Annotated in this window: 13 protein-coding genes and 3 pseudogenes; 10 read left to right on the top strand and 6 right to left on the bottom strand. The window is 58.0% G+C overall.

The genetic code is table 11. From position 1 onward, the window contains the following. Window positions 1–438: 438 nt before the first annotated feature. Together NKI58_RS14170 and NKI58_RS14165 are read left to right on the top strand one after the other, a co-directional pair. Window positions 439–990, top strand: coding sequence for a hypothetical protein (locus tag NKI58_RS14170; RefSeq protein WP_023680264.1), 552 nt, complete (start codon window positions 439–441; stop codon window positions 988–990). A 34-nt stretch (window positions 991–1,024) separates the two neighbouring features. Continuing rightward, window positions 1,025–1,570 (top strand): annotated as a pseudogene (locus NKI58_RS14165) (carbamoyltransferase C-terminal domain-containing protein). On the opposite strand, the pseudogene NKI58_RS14160 reads toward NKI58_RS14165, so the two are convergent. After that, window positions 1,536–1,718 (bottom strand): annotated as a pseudogene (locus NKI58_RS14160) (carbamoyltransferase C-terminal domain-containing protein); the annotation flags it as partial. The pseudogenes NKI58_RS14165 and NKI58_RS14160 overlap by 35 nt on opposite strands. A gap of 203 nt (window positions 1,719–1,921) precedes the next feature. On the opposite strand from NKI58_RS14160, the pseudogene NKI58_RS14155 reads away from it, so the two are divergent. The 7 genes and pseudogenes from NKI58_RS14155 to NKI58_RS14120 all read left to right on the top strand — a co-directional run. After that, window positions 1,922–2,158, top strand: a pseudogene (locus NKI58_RS14155) (DUF2130 domain-containing protein); the annotation flags it as partial. Window positions 2,159–2,181: 23 nt separating this feature from the next. Beyond that, on the top strand, window positions 2,182–2,424 hold the full coding sequence (locus tag NKI58_RS14150) for a DinB/UmuC family translesion DNA polymerase (RefSeq protein WP_245274852.1): 243 nt from the start codon (window positions 2,182–2,184) through the stop codon (window positions 2,422–2,424). Window positions 2,425–3,197: 773 nt separating this feature from the next. Then, a complete protein-coding gene (locus NKI58_RS14145; RefSeq protein WP_352853339.1) occupies window positions 3,198–3,917 on the top strand; it encodes a hypothetical protein in 720 nt (239 codons plus the stop codon). A 908-nt stretch (window positions 3,918–4,825) separates the two neighbouring features. Then, complete coding sequence (locus NKI58_RS14135; protein ID WP_084641782.1) at window positions 4,826–5,071, top strand: DUF6074 family protein; 246 nt, start codon at window positions 4,826–4,828, stop codon at window positions 5,069–5,071. 286 nt (window positions 5,072–5,357) lie between these two features. Further along, complete coding sequence (locus NKI58_RS14130; protein WP_023680254.1) at window positions 5,358–6,164, top strand: PD-(D/E)XK nuclease family protein; 807 nt, start codon at window positions 5,358–5,360, stop codon at window positions 6,162–6,164. Between the two features lie 9 nt (window positions 6,165–6,173). After that, the gene (locus NKI58_RS14125) at window positions 6,174–6,764 is read left to right on the top strand and encodes a hypothetical protein (RefSeq protein WP_023680253.1); all 591 of its coding nucleotides are present in this window, start codon (window positions 6,174–6,176) and stop codon (window positions 6,762–6,764) included. Between the two features lie 15 nt (window positions 6,765–6,779). Beyond that, window positions 6,780–7,643 (top strand): PGN_0703 family putative restriction endonuclease, encoded by an 864-nt coding sequence (locus tag NKI58_RS14120; protein WP_023680252.1) that lies wholly within the window; start codon window positions 6,780–6,782, stop codon window positions 7,641–7,643. 259 nt (window positions 7,644–7,902) lie between these two features. Here NKI58_RS14120 and NKI58_RS14115 read toward each other — a convergent pair whose 3' ends face one another. Beyond that, window positions 7,903–8,235 (bottom strand): hypothetical protein, encoded by a 333-nt coding sequence (locus NKI58_RS14115; protein ID WP_031213019.1) that lies wholly within the window; start codon window positions 8,233–8,235, stop codon window positions 7,903–7,905. A gap of 76 nt (window positions 8,236–8,311) precedes the next feature. On the opposite strand from NKI58_RS14115, the gene NKI58_RS14110 reads away from it, so the two are divergent. Then, window positions 8,312–9,697, top strand: a complete 1,386-nt coding sequence (locus NKI58_RS14110; protein WP_023680250.1) for a LexA family transcriptional regulator — start codon at window positions 8,312–8,314, stop codon at window positions 9,695–9,697. A 79-nt stretch (window positions 9,698–9,776) separates the two neighbouring features. Here NKI58_RS14110 and NKI58_RS14105 read toward each other — a convergent pair whose 3' ends face one another. The 4 genes from NKI58_RS14105 to NKI58_RS14090 all read right to left on the bottom strand — a co-directional run bounded on the left by NKI58_RS14105 (window position 9,777) and on the right by NKI58_RS14090 (window position 14,888). Then, window positions 9,777–9,926 (bottom strand): tyrosine-type recombinase/integrase, encoded by a 150-nt coding sequence (locus tag NKI58_RS14105; RefSeq protein ID WP_280952141.1) that lies wholly within the window; start codon window positions 9,924–9,926, stop codon window positions 9,777–9,779. 696 nt (window positions 9,927–10,622) lie between these two features. After that, entirely contained in the window at window positions 10,623–11,288 is a 666-nt protein-coding gene (locus NKI58_RS14100) for a hypothetical protein (protein WP_023680248.1), read from the bottom strand. Beyond that, window positions 11,272–14,358 (bottom strand): HsdM family class I SAM-dependent methyltransferase, encoded by a 3,087-nt coding sequence (locus tag NKI58_RS14095; RefSeq protein ID WP_023680247.1) that lies wholly within the window; start codon window positions 14,356–14,358, stop codon window positions 11,272–11,274. The genes NKI58_RS14100 and NKI58_RS14095 overlap by 17 nt, the downstream gene beginning before the upstream one ends. Next, complete coding sequence (locus NKI58_RS14090; RefSeq protein ID WP_352516087.1) at window positions 14,355–14,888, bottom strand: hypothetical protein; 534 nt, start codon at window positions 14,886–14,888, stop codon at window positions 14,355–14,357. Before NKI58_RS14090 ends, NKI58_RS14095 begins: the two co-directional genes overlap by 4 nt. Window positions 14,889–14,920: the final 32 nt, after the last annotated feature.

The following is a 14,920-nucleotide window of genomic DNA, read 5'->3' as shown; positions in this document are numbered from 1 at the left end:
CGCCGCGCCGCCAGCCGCTCCCTCTGCATCGCCCCAAAGTAATGCGTCGGGTCTGCCCGGCACAGATGCGCCGCCGCCATCTCCCGCCAACATCTACAGTGAATTGGTCCGATATCGTGGCTAGCGAGAACGACCGCTGCGGGGTAGGTTTTCTCTCCGCGAGCAGCGCCATGCGGAGTCCGATAGGCAAGATGGGTCTTGCAATCGTGGGTCGTGGGAGTCCCAGTTCGGCTATAAGCTCATCGAAACCTGGAACGACGGCGCCAAGGGTGCAGTGGCCTATAGATGCCTGTTGACGGATTGGCTTCGGGCATCGTCTGATGAGCAATAATAGGACGATATCGATTGGCGACACCCAACCGACAGATGCTCCCGTCAGCGACTGATCGATGAGCCGCTCGCCATGGACGGCATCTACCCAAAGATCCTCGAACGGCGATGAGTTGCGAGGGCATACGGCATGTCACCGTTCCCCGCCGGAATGCCTTGTTATGTGTTGATCTGGGAAGGGTCTTCGGTGATTTCTATGAAATCGATGAGCGCCTGCAGGTCGTGCATTTGGGAAAAGTGATGGCGAGCCCTGGCGACAAATATGCCTTCCTCTATGCGCTGGCCGATCCGAACAAGAGATGGTTGCACGTCGAAGACGCGGGTAAGCTAATGGCGCTTTGCGCTTATGGGCAGACCGCATCGTCTGACCGGGACGAGCAGGCGCTCATCGACTTCCTGCTTCCACGCCACGGTATTCTTCTGAACTCGCTGAGCAAAGAGGACTTGCGGAATTCGCCCTACCACAACGTTGGCGTAACCCATCAGAAGTTCACCAACCTCGCCAGGCGCGTTTCGGATGCCATCTTCGATTCGATCCACACCTTTGCAAAGAAGAACTTGACAAAGGGATTCCCGCTGCTGATTGCTCGCGGGTGCGGATTAAATTGTGAGTCGAAACAAGCATTTTTCCGATGTTTTCATTCCGCCATGCGCAAATGATGCAGGCTCGGCAATCGGGACCGCAGTCGAAGCGATGCGGCATTTCACCGGCAATGCAAAAATCAAATGGAACGTCTATTTAGGCCAGCCTTTCGTATTCGACGAGCTCGACCGAACCGAACTAGAGGTCCATCCACTCGACTACGGCCAAGTAGCCTCGGCCTTGCTCAGCGACAAGGTGATCGGCTGGGTACAGGGGAATTGCGAAATCGGGCCACGGGCGCTCGGCAACCGGTCAATTCTCGCGGCGCCTTTCTCAAAGGTAACCCCATGAGCGGTTAAACCGCATCAAGAACCGGGAGGGTTTCCGCCCGATCGCTCCGGTTTGCCTGGAAGAGGCGTCGGGGTCCACTTCGACTTGGCTCGCCCGTCGCCCTATATGCTTCTTTTCCAGAAGGTTCTCGATAACCGATTGGAGGCCGTTACGCATGTTGACGGCACAGCGCGGGTCCAAACCGTTTCGCAGGAGCAAAACGCACCGCCGCTTTTCTCAAACCGTAATCACCCATTTTCCGCGATAGCTCGGAGGGATGATTTCTCCCTCGCTACGCGGTCTTTCTCCGTCTACTCGACGACGTGAGGGCGGCCTCCTTGAGGAGATAAAAGGCATCGTTGATCACGAATCCGTCGAGGCCTGATGCTCGGGCATAAGCCAGCAAGTCGCTTGCACGATTGATGAAGCCAGCACCGTTGAAGTTCAGCGATGTGTTGCAAAGTACACCGACCCCGCCTTTCGCCTTGGACGAAGTAACCAACTGAACGTCCTGATACATTCACTTGACCTAATCCTCCCCATGTGAGGTTCTGGCAAGATTCAACCACCCCGCCTCGATACGACATCAGGGCTCCAACCTTTGCTTTTGTATCCAGGGTCCGAGCCTAATCGCATGGCGCGGCCCGTTTCCGAGCTCGCTCAACCTCACATCCGGACCTGAAAAAGCAGCGCGCGCTTGACGACGAGAAGCGGGAGATGACGCTGACTATCGGAAGGAAGATCCAGGAGGGATTGGATGCCGTTCGCGTCAAGGCGAGATCCGAGGCCGAAGACGGCCTCAAAATGAAGGTTGTGGAAAAAGAAGAACAGATCGCCGGCATGCAGCGCCAGATTGAGGAGCTGAAGCGCCGTGCGGAACAGGGTTCCCAACAGCTGCAGGGTGAAGTTCTGGAGGGCTGCGTGCTCTCATAGAAAAGGTGTGGCGATATTGCGAAAACAACGAAATCTCTGGGCGCACGGTGACGCTCAAGGTCAAGTATGCCGATTTCCGCCAGATTACGCGGCGTCGGACCAGTCAGCAGATCATCCGCAGCCAAGCTGAGCTACAGACCATGGCAATTAGCCTCCTCGATCCTGTTTTTCCGGTCGAGAAGGGAATTCGGCTGCTTGGCGTGACGATCTCCTCGAGGCTGAAATGGTCTCGGAAGAAGTTCAGATGAGTCTTGCAATCTGACGACTCGACCGTTCTTGAAACGGCGGGCGACAGCCGACCAGCTTGCAGACATGCGCGCTGCCGGCTAGCGCGCGCCGTCGCCGGATGGAGATAGCATGGCACGACGAGAACTCTCCCGAGAGGAATTGTTTGCGCTGGTTTGGGAAAAACCGACCCGCGAGATCGCCAAGGATCTTGGCCTGTCAGACGTGGCGATCGGAAAACTGTGCGCGCGCCTGCAGGTGCCGAAGCCTCCGCGCGGCTATTGGGCCCGCGTTCAGGCTGGGCAGACGTTGCGCCGCCCACCGCTGGCCGCTTTCCGAGAGGAGCTTGAAACCAGACGCCGGGATGCTGCGCGCGAAAGAGCAGCGGAATCGTTTTCGAAACTGCAACGGGAGTTCTATTTGGCGGCCCTAACCGAATTGTCCGGCCGCGGTATCGATGTCGGCGCGGCACAACCTCGGGGAAGCAGGCTGCCAGACCTCGATGCGGACCTGCGGCTCAGATCCTTCTCCTCATCCAGGGTCGCGCCCAGGACTGGGTCGAGGAAGGTAGGATAGCCACACGCTGGGGAACCTCCGTCCAGAGCAGTGCGGCGCGGCTCGTGGAACGGCTGCTACCGTTGGCGCGAGCGCAGCTGCTGCTGTTCGAAACCGAAGGCACGCGGCACTCCTACGCTGCGAGCGGGCCTGTCATTTTCGTCCGTCTGACAGCACAACTGCAGGAGCGCATCGCGATGCTTGCCAGAATGGTGTGGACCAAAAGCTCCAGCATGTGGTCATGCCGTTGACGGCAGCCGATCATACCTGGTTGGCGCATCATCTCCATGGGCCGGATTCGCAGCTGTTTCTGGACAGTTGGCTCTGCGTTTCGGCAACCGAGATCTGGGTCGAATGGAGCCGCAAGGCTTGGCGCGAGGAAGATCCGCCGGAGCGGTTCGCTACAGGTCGTGTAAGCCTGCGCGACGTCATGCCGATTGATTTCATGCCTGTCCGAGAGGCCGCTCTGTCGCCGGTGATTTCCGCTGCAACAGTCAAACCATATCACAAGCGCCTTTGCGCACTTCTGGAAGCCGAGCGGGTCCATCAGATGATGAGCCGTGCCGCCTATGAGATGGAGCGGGAAGTACCTGGCGAGATCCTGGCTGTGGCGGACCGGATCTGGTTTGGGGAAAAGAGGCCCTTTCAGACCGCGCGGGAAGCTTGGCGGTATCTTGAGGATGAACTGGAACGCTGGGAGAAGGAGCTCGAGGCGGAGCGATCTGATTTGGCCCGATCGATCCTCGGAATCCGGCCCGGAGACATCGTTACGTCGCAGAGCCGTGGCCGGCTGTTGCGGCTTTGGGTGATCGGGACTTCGCTCTACCCGAGCGACGGGCATGTCACCTTCATCGTCCAGGGGATTCGTTTTCGCACGGACGGTACACTCGGCAAGTTGCACGAAACGCTGACGTTGTCTTTCAAAGACGAAGGCAAGGGGCGGCAGGATAGACAAAGTTGACTTGGGACCGGTCAAAAGCCCGCGGTCCTTTCGGCCGTATCCTCGGTCGGCATCTCAAGGAGGGGATCAACGATGTCGGCGGCAAGCTCCAACATTCCGTCCATCTGTCGGAAGCGCATGGTTCAACGCTTCGATTATCAGTCGCAAACTACACATCACAAGGTAGTGGATATTCAACTCACTTGCAGATTACCCACTGATCATCCAGCGTCCAATATGTCCGACTCCGCCTCAAGAATTCCCACAGGCAGGGACAGCGTTCTCGCCATCCGATCCCGATAGCCCTTGTTGTACCTTAGACCCGACTCGATGTTTTGGATTTCCTCAGCGGCTAGCCCGCACGCCACCGCCAGGTCCTCGATCGAATATCCAAGGTACTCACGATAAGCGCGAATGATATGGGTCCCCTCTGACACAGTCGCCAAGACTGTCTCGGGAATGCGCGAGTCCTTCATAGACACTTCCAAGGAGAACAGGGAATGCCTGATACAATCGGGACATTTCCTCCCGACCTGGCGATCCCAGCAAATGAAATAAATGGACGTCAATTCGGCCGGATCAGCCTCGTCCATGGAATGGGCCACCTGAAATTGGCAGCCAAATCCGAATATGGCGGTTCACCTGTTCTGATCAGGTCCAAGAGCCTGCCTGCCCTAAGATGGCCTGATCGGCTGTACCGCATCACTCCCTGCGCGATCCCCGCCCCGCGGTCCATCATTGTCGACGGACTCTTGGATAGAACCTCGAACTCACCCATGACGACCCATGCAGGGGCTATTCGCGGCACCGTCCACCGAGCCTAGCGGACGCTTTATTCCATTGCTGGCCACCGTCAGAAAAAAGCGCTGTTAACCAAATTTTTTAACCCGCCAATGCTTATTCGCGACATTGAAGGGGTGAGGTGATCGATGTGTGATTCAAACATAAGCGCGTTTCCGCTGCATCGACGGCGGAAATTGGTCGAAGGTATCGCCCAAGTCCTGGAATCCAGGAACGGGGAGGACGCGAATGCCTTCTGGCGCAGCACCGCCAAGACAATTCTCGTTCAACTGTCCGAATCAGGAATTGCACCTGGGCTGGCCGAACAGGAAGTTGGAACGCTTCTTCATGCTGTCTTAGGCGAAATAGCCACCCGCAGTGCTTCGCGCGCATGATTTCGATGACCGCGGTGATCTTTTCATCCGCATTGAGAAACCTTGCATTTGGCGGATGCAGTGGCGCTACTATAGCGAGCCCCCGGGTGTCTCCATGCGGCAATTCTTTCGTCGTGAGCACGAATGCTATTGTGCAAGTTCCGCAGCTGTGCCTCTCGGGCGAGATACGGTTCCACATCGAGTATATCCGGCGGTCATCCATTGGCCTTTGCCGAGTTTCGGGATGCGTTCGCGATCAAGGACGAGTGGGAAAAGCTGGCGGCGAGATTTGCCGAGCGTACGGCTGATGCCTGAAGATCCGTTGCCCGGACCGATTCTTCAGCCCTCTGCGTCATTTGCACGGCTCGCTTCATTTCTGAAGGACTGGCGCAAGAACCTGGAGCCGCACAGAACAGTCGACGTCGAGAATTTGCGCGATATCCTTCTCCGGATTCGATCGGGGTTGAAAGCCAACCGCCGCGCCCTAGTCTCGGCCCCTGAAACGCTCGTGCCAGCGCAACTCGACCAAGTGCTGAGCGCACTGTCGCCCGCGCTGCTACAGGCCCGGCAGCGCGGCGACGCAATCGACGTCTGGTCTGTCGCGGGGTTGGGTCGCAACGAGGTCCGTACAGCGAGGGTTCTAACTTGGCTGCTCGATCCCGGTGGCTCTCACGGGGCTGGGGATGCCTACCTCATTGAGATTTGGAACCGCATCGGCGGGACGCGCAAGGCGGGCTTCCTGCTCAGGGATGTTCAAGGTGCGGTTCGTGAGAGCTATCCGCTTGGCAATGGGGATCACCGTGTCGATATCGAGATTACGGGTGCGAACTTCCTCCTGTTCCTGGAAGTCAAGATTGACGCGCTGGAAACCAAAAGGGACCAAGTAGCTCTATATGCGCAGTTGGCAGCCACAAAGGCGGCGAGCCTTCGCAAGCAGCATTGTGCCGTCCTATACCTCTCAGAAACATCGCCCTCAGACCCCACAAATTGCATCCAGCTTCGGTGGGCAGACGTTTCGAGGGCGATCAAATCCGTCGCGCGAAATCTTGGCGCGCAAACCTTCTCCACGCGACTAGCGCTGCTTTTCGCAGCGCACGTGGGCCGATTTCACTAAGGAGTTTGAATGACCGATAACGCAGAACTTGATGGATTGATCGTAGAAAACTTGTTGGACCTCGATGCCGCTGCAAAGCGAATTGAGGTCATTGGTGAAAACATTTGGGAGTCGATCATCGAGCATCTCGATGACTGGGCAAAGAAACAAGGCTGGAAAGGAGCTTTCGAGCGAGATAATCCTTGGACGGCTCCCCAAGAATGGTTTCTAGAAGGTCAGCCGGAGGCTTGGTTCTACCCGGACAAGGGACCGGATGATACCGGCGAAGGCATAGGTCAGGAGCCTTACTTCTGGCTCTCCCGCTATCTTGGTGTCGCAGGCGGCCAACTTTGTCTTTGGTTCGGGCAAGACTCCACGGGCATGAGGAAATGGAAACCCCTCGCGAAAGAACACGCTCGGGTTTTGGCCGAGACCGATTTCCATCTCAGCGATAGCGGCAACTTCTACACGGTGTGCAGCTTGGATTCAAAAGCAGTTGCTGCCGCGATTGCCGATGGCCGCCTTGAAGAGGCGATGACCCCGCTACTGGAGGCGTTGGAACGAGCAGACAAAGCCAAGACTCTGTTTTCAACATTGCTCGCTAAGGCGAGGAAAGCCTAATGGTCAAAGGTCACCATGACGGATCCATGCGAGCCTCACTTCGTACTACAGGAACGCACGCGGCAGGCTGCCTTCTTAGAAGCCTACCTTCCCGGCGAAGCCGGCTTCAAAAGGAGCGCCTTTCGCCTTGCTCCCGCAAACCGCCTTTCCAACCTAAACCCCGCCATCCGCGACATTGCCAACCGCTATTTCGCCGACAATGCCATCGCTTGGCATCAGCATGCCGCTCATGGCCTCTCGTCACAGGTTTGCTGCCTGAATTTCCTGATGCCTCTCGCGACGCGTCCGGAGATGTTGGTCCAAAGCGCGCTTGGTGGCGACTTGCCGGAAATGCTGGAGGTCGAGAAAGGGCCGGACGGTGAACCCTGGTTCATCGGCTTTGAATGGATCGGCCGTACGGATTACCTGAACGAATGGCCCCGAACCGGGTCGCCGAAGCGCGGCGCCAATGTGACAAGCGCCGATGCCGTTTTGCGTTTCCGGCAGGCAGGCCGAGTCGAGACCTTGCTCGTCAAGTGGAAGTACACTGAATCCTACGGCGCTCCGCCCGAGCCGAAGCGCGAAGCGGAGCGTCTTCGCCGCTACCAGAACATCGCCTTCGCGCCGATCGGCCCGTTGCGCAGCAGTGCAGACCTGAAGCTCCCGGACCTGTTTTGGGAGCCGTTCTACCAGCTCTTTCGTCAGCAAATGCTGGCATTGCGTATGCAGGGCACGAAGGAGGACGGAACGCGTCCGCGTTCTGCATATCGCGCCGGCCGGCAATCGGCGGCTCTCGCGCGTCACGTCGCTCGCGTTGCGAGCGCTCGGCGACAACGCCTTCTCGGTCTACCGCAGCTTGCTGTTCGATCCCGAAGACTTCATCAGCCGCTCTACCGATAAGCTGTTCCGCCCGCTAATAGCCGATGTGCCGGCGGACTGTTCTTGGGCGAACTATCTCCGCAGACGCTATGCCTTCCTGAACGATACGGCCGTCCCTTCTCCAAATGAAATGACCCCGGCATGAACGCCATTTTAGACGTCAGCCCCGGCACTGCCGAAATCGACGATGATTCCTTCTGGAAGGTTGCTGGAGGAACGGCACCCGCAGGAACGAGCCTGGCGGGCTGCAAAGTCGAAATTGTACTGGCAGCGCCTTCGCTCAAGCGGCTACGCGGTCGAGATGTGTGAAATCGAAACCCAGACAGGACTCCAGCGGCGGCGGCCCGAGCAGCAGATCGATGGCGAGGTCCTGCGAGCAACGCTGAAGGCCGTACATCCGGTCAGCGACATTGAACGCGCGAGCGCGCTGTTGCGTGACGATCAGATGCGCTTTCTGGACGCCGGAGAGCAAATGCTCTGGGCACACGCCATCACGCGCAGCGACGCTTGGGTTCTTTGCGGCCCGGATAAGGCGAGTCTTCGCATGGGACTGCGCATCGGCTTGCGCGACAGGCTGGTCTCGTTGGAGCGACTCCTTGCCGATATCGGCCATCGTCCGAAGGTCGCCCTTAGAGAGCCCCATACCCAAAAATGTTGGGGCAGCTTTCTAACCTTGAGAGACCGACACTATGACGAACTCGCTCGAGGTACGAAACAAGCTGATCGACATCCTGCGCCGCGACCTAATCGGCCCGAATCCTGACCTCGACCAAGATTTCGCACGAGAGGTCCTGACCGAGAAACCATCGCGCTGGTACGTGGGAGGCTTTATCGTTCCCGCCTACGACGGTGTTGCGCCTGTGATACCTGACGACGAGGAAACCGCCGAAGAAACCGCCGACGATCTTCTCGCCAACGAGACGCTGGACTGCGCTGTCGAGGGGGAGGTCGACGAGAAGGATTCGACTGACCAACCGCCGCGGGACAGGTTTCTTCCGTCGTCGATAGGGTTGACGGTGGTTCTTCCGGAAACGGTGAGTCAGGTCACGCTGCGCGCAACAGGGGGGAACTACAAGACCGAGCCCCCATTGCCCGATGCGCTCCTCATTCCGGAACTGTCGAAAAAGGGCAAGCCAAAGCCAGAAAAGCCCGAGAACCTCCGTTGGGTTCGGGTTTCCGGCGAAGCCGCGATTGTCCTCGACGTCACTCGGAACCAGTCCGGGATCCCGCTGCCGGAAAGCGCTGCCCCTCAGAGGCCGGGCGGCGGCATCGAAGTCGCCGTTCACCAGCGTGTGCTTCGTCAGAAGACTCCGGAAGGGGCTGAAGAGCGTCTGCGCGTCATCACGGTCTTCTTGGTAAACCGTCGACGGAGCACAAAGGCTCCGTACAAGGACGTGGCCTACGCGTTCCAGACCCGGATCGAGCTCGAATGTGCGGATGGATTTTATCCGCGCAGCGACCTGTCGACCTACCAGTCCGATGATTTCGACCTTAGGCTGGGCGATCTCCATTATCGCGATGTCCGCGAATATGCCGTTGGTCGCAACACATCTGCAGGCTGGCAAGAACGGCGTGACGTGACGAACGATCCGCTCCCCGTGACGCGTGTTTGGACCGATTTCCTTCCGCAGCAGGAGGTGGAGCGTGTCGTCCCGGCGAGGATCGATGGCGTCGAGTTCGGCATGGAAGCTCTCGCTCGGGCTGCCATTTCCGGTGCCGAAGCGGTCAGTGCCGCCTTGGATTCACTGCCTGACCTTTACGCCGAGTGGCGGCGGGGTCAGGAAGGATCGATGACAGGGCTTGCGCCGAGACGGCTAGAGACGGGCCAGGCGCTTCTGGAAAATGTTGACACCGCCGGCAGCAGGATTCGCGATGGGATAGACGTCCTTAAGCGTGACACGATAGCACGTGAAGCATTCGGCCTGATGAACACGGCGAGCTTCTTCGGCGTCACCGCGCCTTCCGTCCATCAGATGGTGCTCACCCTCAAGCGTGCGGGATTGATCCGCAGGCAACCGGGCCTCGCGCGCAGCATTGAACTGCTCATTGAACCCGACAGCCTGCCCAGGTTGTAACCCATCGAACTCGTCAAATCCTCTGTGCAGAGGTACTAGCCCGTGCGCGAGCGATCGATCTGTGATTTTTTCCGGGATTTCACATGCGCTCCAGCGCATCGGCAATTTCTTCGTCTAGCAAATGCGCGTAACGGGCAGTGGTTTTGATGTCCCGGTGTTTGAGCACTTTCTGAACGAATTTCACATTGCCGGTTTCGCGAAAGGTCTTTGTCCCAACGTCATGACGGATGTCGTGGTACTAAAAGCGCAAATCGATAATAGTGGCCAAGTCAGCAGATTCGCAATCGCCTGCCCGGAATTTTGACCTTTTACACGCCACATCAGTCGAAGGATTTCGCATATTTCCTAACCCGAGAGGGGCTGGACGAATCCGAGGGCCTGACACAGTCACTCTCATCTGCGCGTGTGGACCTGAACCCCCATCAGGTGGACGCAGCCAAGTTCGCCCTGTGCTCTCCCTTATCCAAGGGCGCTTTGCTTGCCGACGAGGTCGGTTGGGGAAAGACAATCGAGGCTGCGTTGGTTCTCACACCGAAGCCAAAGAAGGTCCACGGTCGCGTGATTGGGATCACCTTAAGCTTGAAGCTGCGTTTGCCGACCTGCCGGGCGACGATGAAGAGAATATCGTCAACTTCCTGTTGTTTGGCACTGTCAAAGACAAGCCGATGGGGCGGCCCAGGGCATCGGCAACACGGAAGCGAATGTGATGAGTGGATGCCGCACTCCGGACCGGCCGATGAGCTCTGGCTTCATCAGCATCCCGCGCTCCGAGGGAAGGTGAATTTCTTTACAGCATCATCGCCTACACGGTCATTCTTTTCACCGTCCTCTTCTCGAAGAGGAGTATATGGAGGAGTTGCTCGAGCGGAATTCGGAGGTTTCACCACGCACGGTTACACACCGGGCCAACCCATGACGAAAAGGGCTAAATAGCAGTTGCGGCGGCGGGAACCATATCCACTAAAATGTGGCAGAGCCTTATTGGCGCGCCGCTGGCCTGCTGGAGCTGGCCTTCGTGAATTGAAATGGCATGCTCGTGGGAACCTGCTCCTGCAAGCGCGGCAGATCCCCCGTATACCTGCTGAAGTCGCTGATTGACCACGTTCACGATTTGCTCGCCGGGCAGGGAAAGAGCGTATCCGAGCATGAAGCCCCAGGCATGACCCACTGCATATTGTCCGTTTGTGAAGCGGAGGACGCCTTGTGTGACGTAGCGGGTGTTTAGCTGATTGTAGGCGCTGCCAGCGCCGACTCGTTTACATTCTACGCCAACATAGTCCTCTTCGTTCCCGAATTGCCGCAAGAACTTCAGCGTGATGTCAATTCGCCCCGCGATCTCTGCTCCCTCCGACGACATATCGTCGATTTCCACCTCGCCGGAAACCTCCAAGTTCGTGAGCCCCAGTTCACGCTTAATCCGCTTCATGGCCTTTCTGACGATAATGGTTATAGGTACCTCAAGAAGGCCGGAAGTGAGGTGCTGACGAGCCTCGCGGGCACCTTTACAAATGAGATCGATGACAGTCTCGATCTCATCATCCTCAAGTGAAAACGACGGATCGCCTGCCGGCGTGTCAACTGTGAGCCGCATGCGATGCCTTGAGCCAATGGTCGGCAAGAATGATGTCGGCGTCATTGAGGCCAGCCGTCCGGGTCCAGTACCTCACCTCGGACGGCTTGACCACGAACAGACTATCGCCAAGATAAAGCCGGAGATTGCGACGCTCATTGAGATAAGGGGGGAGATCGGTCTTCATCCATCCCTTTAGCTGCGCTGCGAGCGCCTGGAGTTCGACATCCTCTCCAATCTCTATAGCCGGCTCGCGGGGCGGAGCGCCGCTTCCCATCCGAAACCGTACGGCTGTGAGCCCGCCAGCCCCATCCGCCCAGTTGGCGCTGATCAGCGACTTTGAAAAGACTGCGGCCTTCAAGTGCCTTACGCCCTTCGTTCGCAGATAACTGTCGACGACGCTCGCGACCGCCGACGCATACGCGCGCAGCGGTTCGCGGTTGGGCGGCTTTACAAACGCCCGACGTCTGTTCCGGCCTTCGAAGATTAGCATGCGGGCGCGCTCGATGCTGTCCCTAGCCAGAACCAGTTCGAAACGATCGAACTCGTAAAGCTCCGCGACGGCATCATCGAGATTCTCCAAGTTCACTAAGGAAGGATCGTTTGCGGCAGCCATCTCAGCTTCCGCAACACGCTGCAAGGTCGACGTTTCTGTCTTTTGGAGATCTGGTACACGTAGAGACAGCAAATCCTTCGGTTCGACGGTCGATCTTTCCAAGCCCCACGCGCCTCCGCCGTAGGCAAGCTGAAATGTGGTGACGCACGAATTCAATATGCCGGAAAGAATTGGCGCGAGTTTCGGGTCATGGCCAGCAAAGGAAATGCCATAGAAGCTTTCGGTGAAAAGCATATCTGAATCGGAAAGCGCAGCGCTGTACCGTCCTTCTTCGGCACCTGCCTTGAAGCTTGCCTTCGGGCAAAGCAGCAGCGGTCCACGATAGATGGTTCCGCTGCGGACTCGGTGCAGTGTCGGCTGCCGAAACAATGGCAACGACTCCGCATCGATCCGGAACGGCTGGTATTCGTCGGGTGTAAGGGTGGTAAGTTTATAAAAATGCTCCGGCGGAAGGTTTGGATTTCCCTCGACCTGGTAGCCTTGGCCGCGCCCGACGGTTGGAGCAATGCCAATCGCATCAAGGATCGTTTCGAACGTAGGAAATTCACGCTCGAGGCGCTCGATCAGCCAGCTGTCGCGCACAGAACCGAAGGTGGCAGCCTTCAGCATCGCGGGCGTCCGGAGCACTCTCTTGAGAGGGACCGTGCGTAGCTCGCTTGGCCCGACCTGGAAGTGGCCGTTGCGGACAAAGTCCGGCGTCCACGGAATAGATCCCACGAGGAGCTGATCTGCGGCCGGCATCAATGAACACCTGGCGAACAATAGCAGGGCCGGACCGGTTGCATCCGGGAACAGATATTCCTTGCGCAGCGCTGAGAGATTAACCAATGCGGTCGGCTTCAAACGTCCTAGGAGCGCTGCACGTGCTTCGATGGCATGGTCATCTTTTGAGAAGAAGGGCGAAGCCTTCATCACCATGCCAAGTCGTCCTGTTTCGCCGGCGAGATCAGCGGCGACATCGAGGAACGCCCAATCGGGGCTTCGGCGTGGGCGAAGCGTATGAACAGCGCCCTTTTTCCTCGGCTTGGCCTTCTTGCTCTTATCGAAAGTCCAGGGAGGATTGCCGACTACGGCGTCGAAAGGCTGCTCAAGCAAAGCTGTCGGCAAATCGCCGCCGACTGTGTCAGCTTCGAACAATGTCGTCCCGATCAGCCTGTCGAATTTGAGGTCGCCGATGTCGGTCACGGGCTCTTCATCGAATTCAAGAGCGGCAAGGTACAGGCTAAAGGCGGCAATCCCGAGCGCGGACGGGTTGATGTCGATACCGAACAGTTGATGGTAAAGGATATCGCGGACGATTGATCGCGATGCCCTTTCATTGCCGCAACGGCGCCATACGAGGCGTCGGAATGCCTCGACCAAGAAGGCACCGGAACCACAAGTCGGATCAACGACTCGAGCGGTCGCGGGCAAATTCTCGAAAACGGGATCGAGGGTCAGATGCACCAGTTCAACCGGCGTGTAGTGAAGCCCCTGCAAGCGCGCCTTTTCCTCGGCGCTCGAGCGGGCAAACTGCTGATAGATAGAGCTGATCAGGTTGACTGGGATTGCGTCGAATCGGAACCGAAACAGGCGGCCTTGACCATGATTTTCAGGAATCAGACTGCGCCCTTCGATGAAATCCCGGACAAGCGACAGATGTGCGTCACCGAGGCGCATTCGCTCAGCGCCGGGATCGTCCATCGGAAACAGGTCGCCGTTGAATGTCTTTCGCAACCAATCAAAAAGACCGAATGCAGTATCGGACATTGCCATGATTGTCGAAAGATCGGCGGGCAGAGAAGCTGGCAGGAACGGCTGAGCAATGCCGCGGTCAAGCAAATACCAAGTAAAAATGCTTCGACCAATGAGACGTTGAGCCAGGTCGCGCGCCGCCGCGATTTCCGCGGCGCCGTCGAGACGGGCGGTCGGCTGGGCCGGCGGAAGTTCTGTCAGCCCCTGTTCGAGCGCATTTATCTCACCGAGCAACTCGCGATCGACGCGGTACTGACGATCAATCTTCTTGCCGATGGCGCTTGACCAGAATGCGCCCGTTTCGGTCGCAAGGCGGCCGCACATGGCATCTAGAGCGCGCAACCGATCGTCGACGGCGAGGTCAAACCGCTCGAGCGGTGTTGCCGCGGAGCCTGCTTTCATCCCCTGTCTTGGCGATGCATAACAGTCGTAAAGGCGGACTTCCGTGGGGGTGATAATCCACAGCAGCGGCGCGAGACCGATGTTCCAGGCTGCCTCATGCCAACGGGCGATATCACTTTCGTTCGGGCTAGTATTGCCAGAATCCTTGAAGATGCCGGCGGCACTGTTTTGCGCGGTGAATACTGCATCTGCCTCGAGCCCGATCCGCTGATCCTTCATCACGGCTCGCAGGCGAGCCGATTCCGGATCAGCAGGCGTCACCAGACCCGGGGCGGGCTGGCCCTCCGGTCCCAAATATCCAGTCGCCTGGAGCGCACGGATGAAGGCGGCGGAATTCATGCGTTTCGCCGCTTCCGGGATGGTTGTGTTGCAGAAGCCTCTTCGATGCCCACAGCCATTCTCTCGCTGCGAACGAGTCGGGCAGGAAACAACTCGAGCTGACCGGCCGCAGCCGCCGGCGTCGGCATTCCGAATTCGGCGGTCAGAACCTTGAGATGACTGTCCAAATGAAGCACAAGGCCGTCGCCTTCGTCCCGGCGGTTTTTCGCAGCCTCAAGAATCTCCCAGCGATCGGTCCCGTATATGACGATTGAACTGCCCCATAGCCGCAGGAACGAGACGCCGTCGAAGGAGTTGCGCATGGTGGCAAAAAGTTCGCGGTGAGCATGAAGCTCCAAGTGAAAGCGATTCTTTAGAACGGCTGCGATGCGAAGCAGGAGCAACGTCTGCCAGCTGTATTGTGATGGTGATCCACGGCCGCGGTGCTGTACGTCAGCGGGGATCAATGCCCGCCGGCTTGTCCATTCACGAAGCTGGTTGGTCGAAAGACCCGTCAGCCGTGCAGCAGCGCTGGTATTTACAAGCCTCAATGTTCGCCCCTTGCAAATCGGTTATCATACCC

It is taken from the genome of Mesorhizobium sp. M0522 (assembly GCF_040321085.1).
Classification (GTDB): Bacteria; Pseudomonadota; Alphaproteobacteria; order Rhizobiales; family Rhizobiaceae; genus Mesorhizobium.
This window is presented reverse-complemented; position numbering and strand designations above follow the sequence as displayed.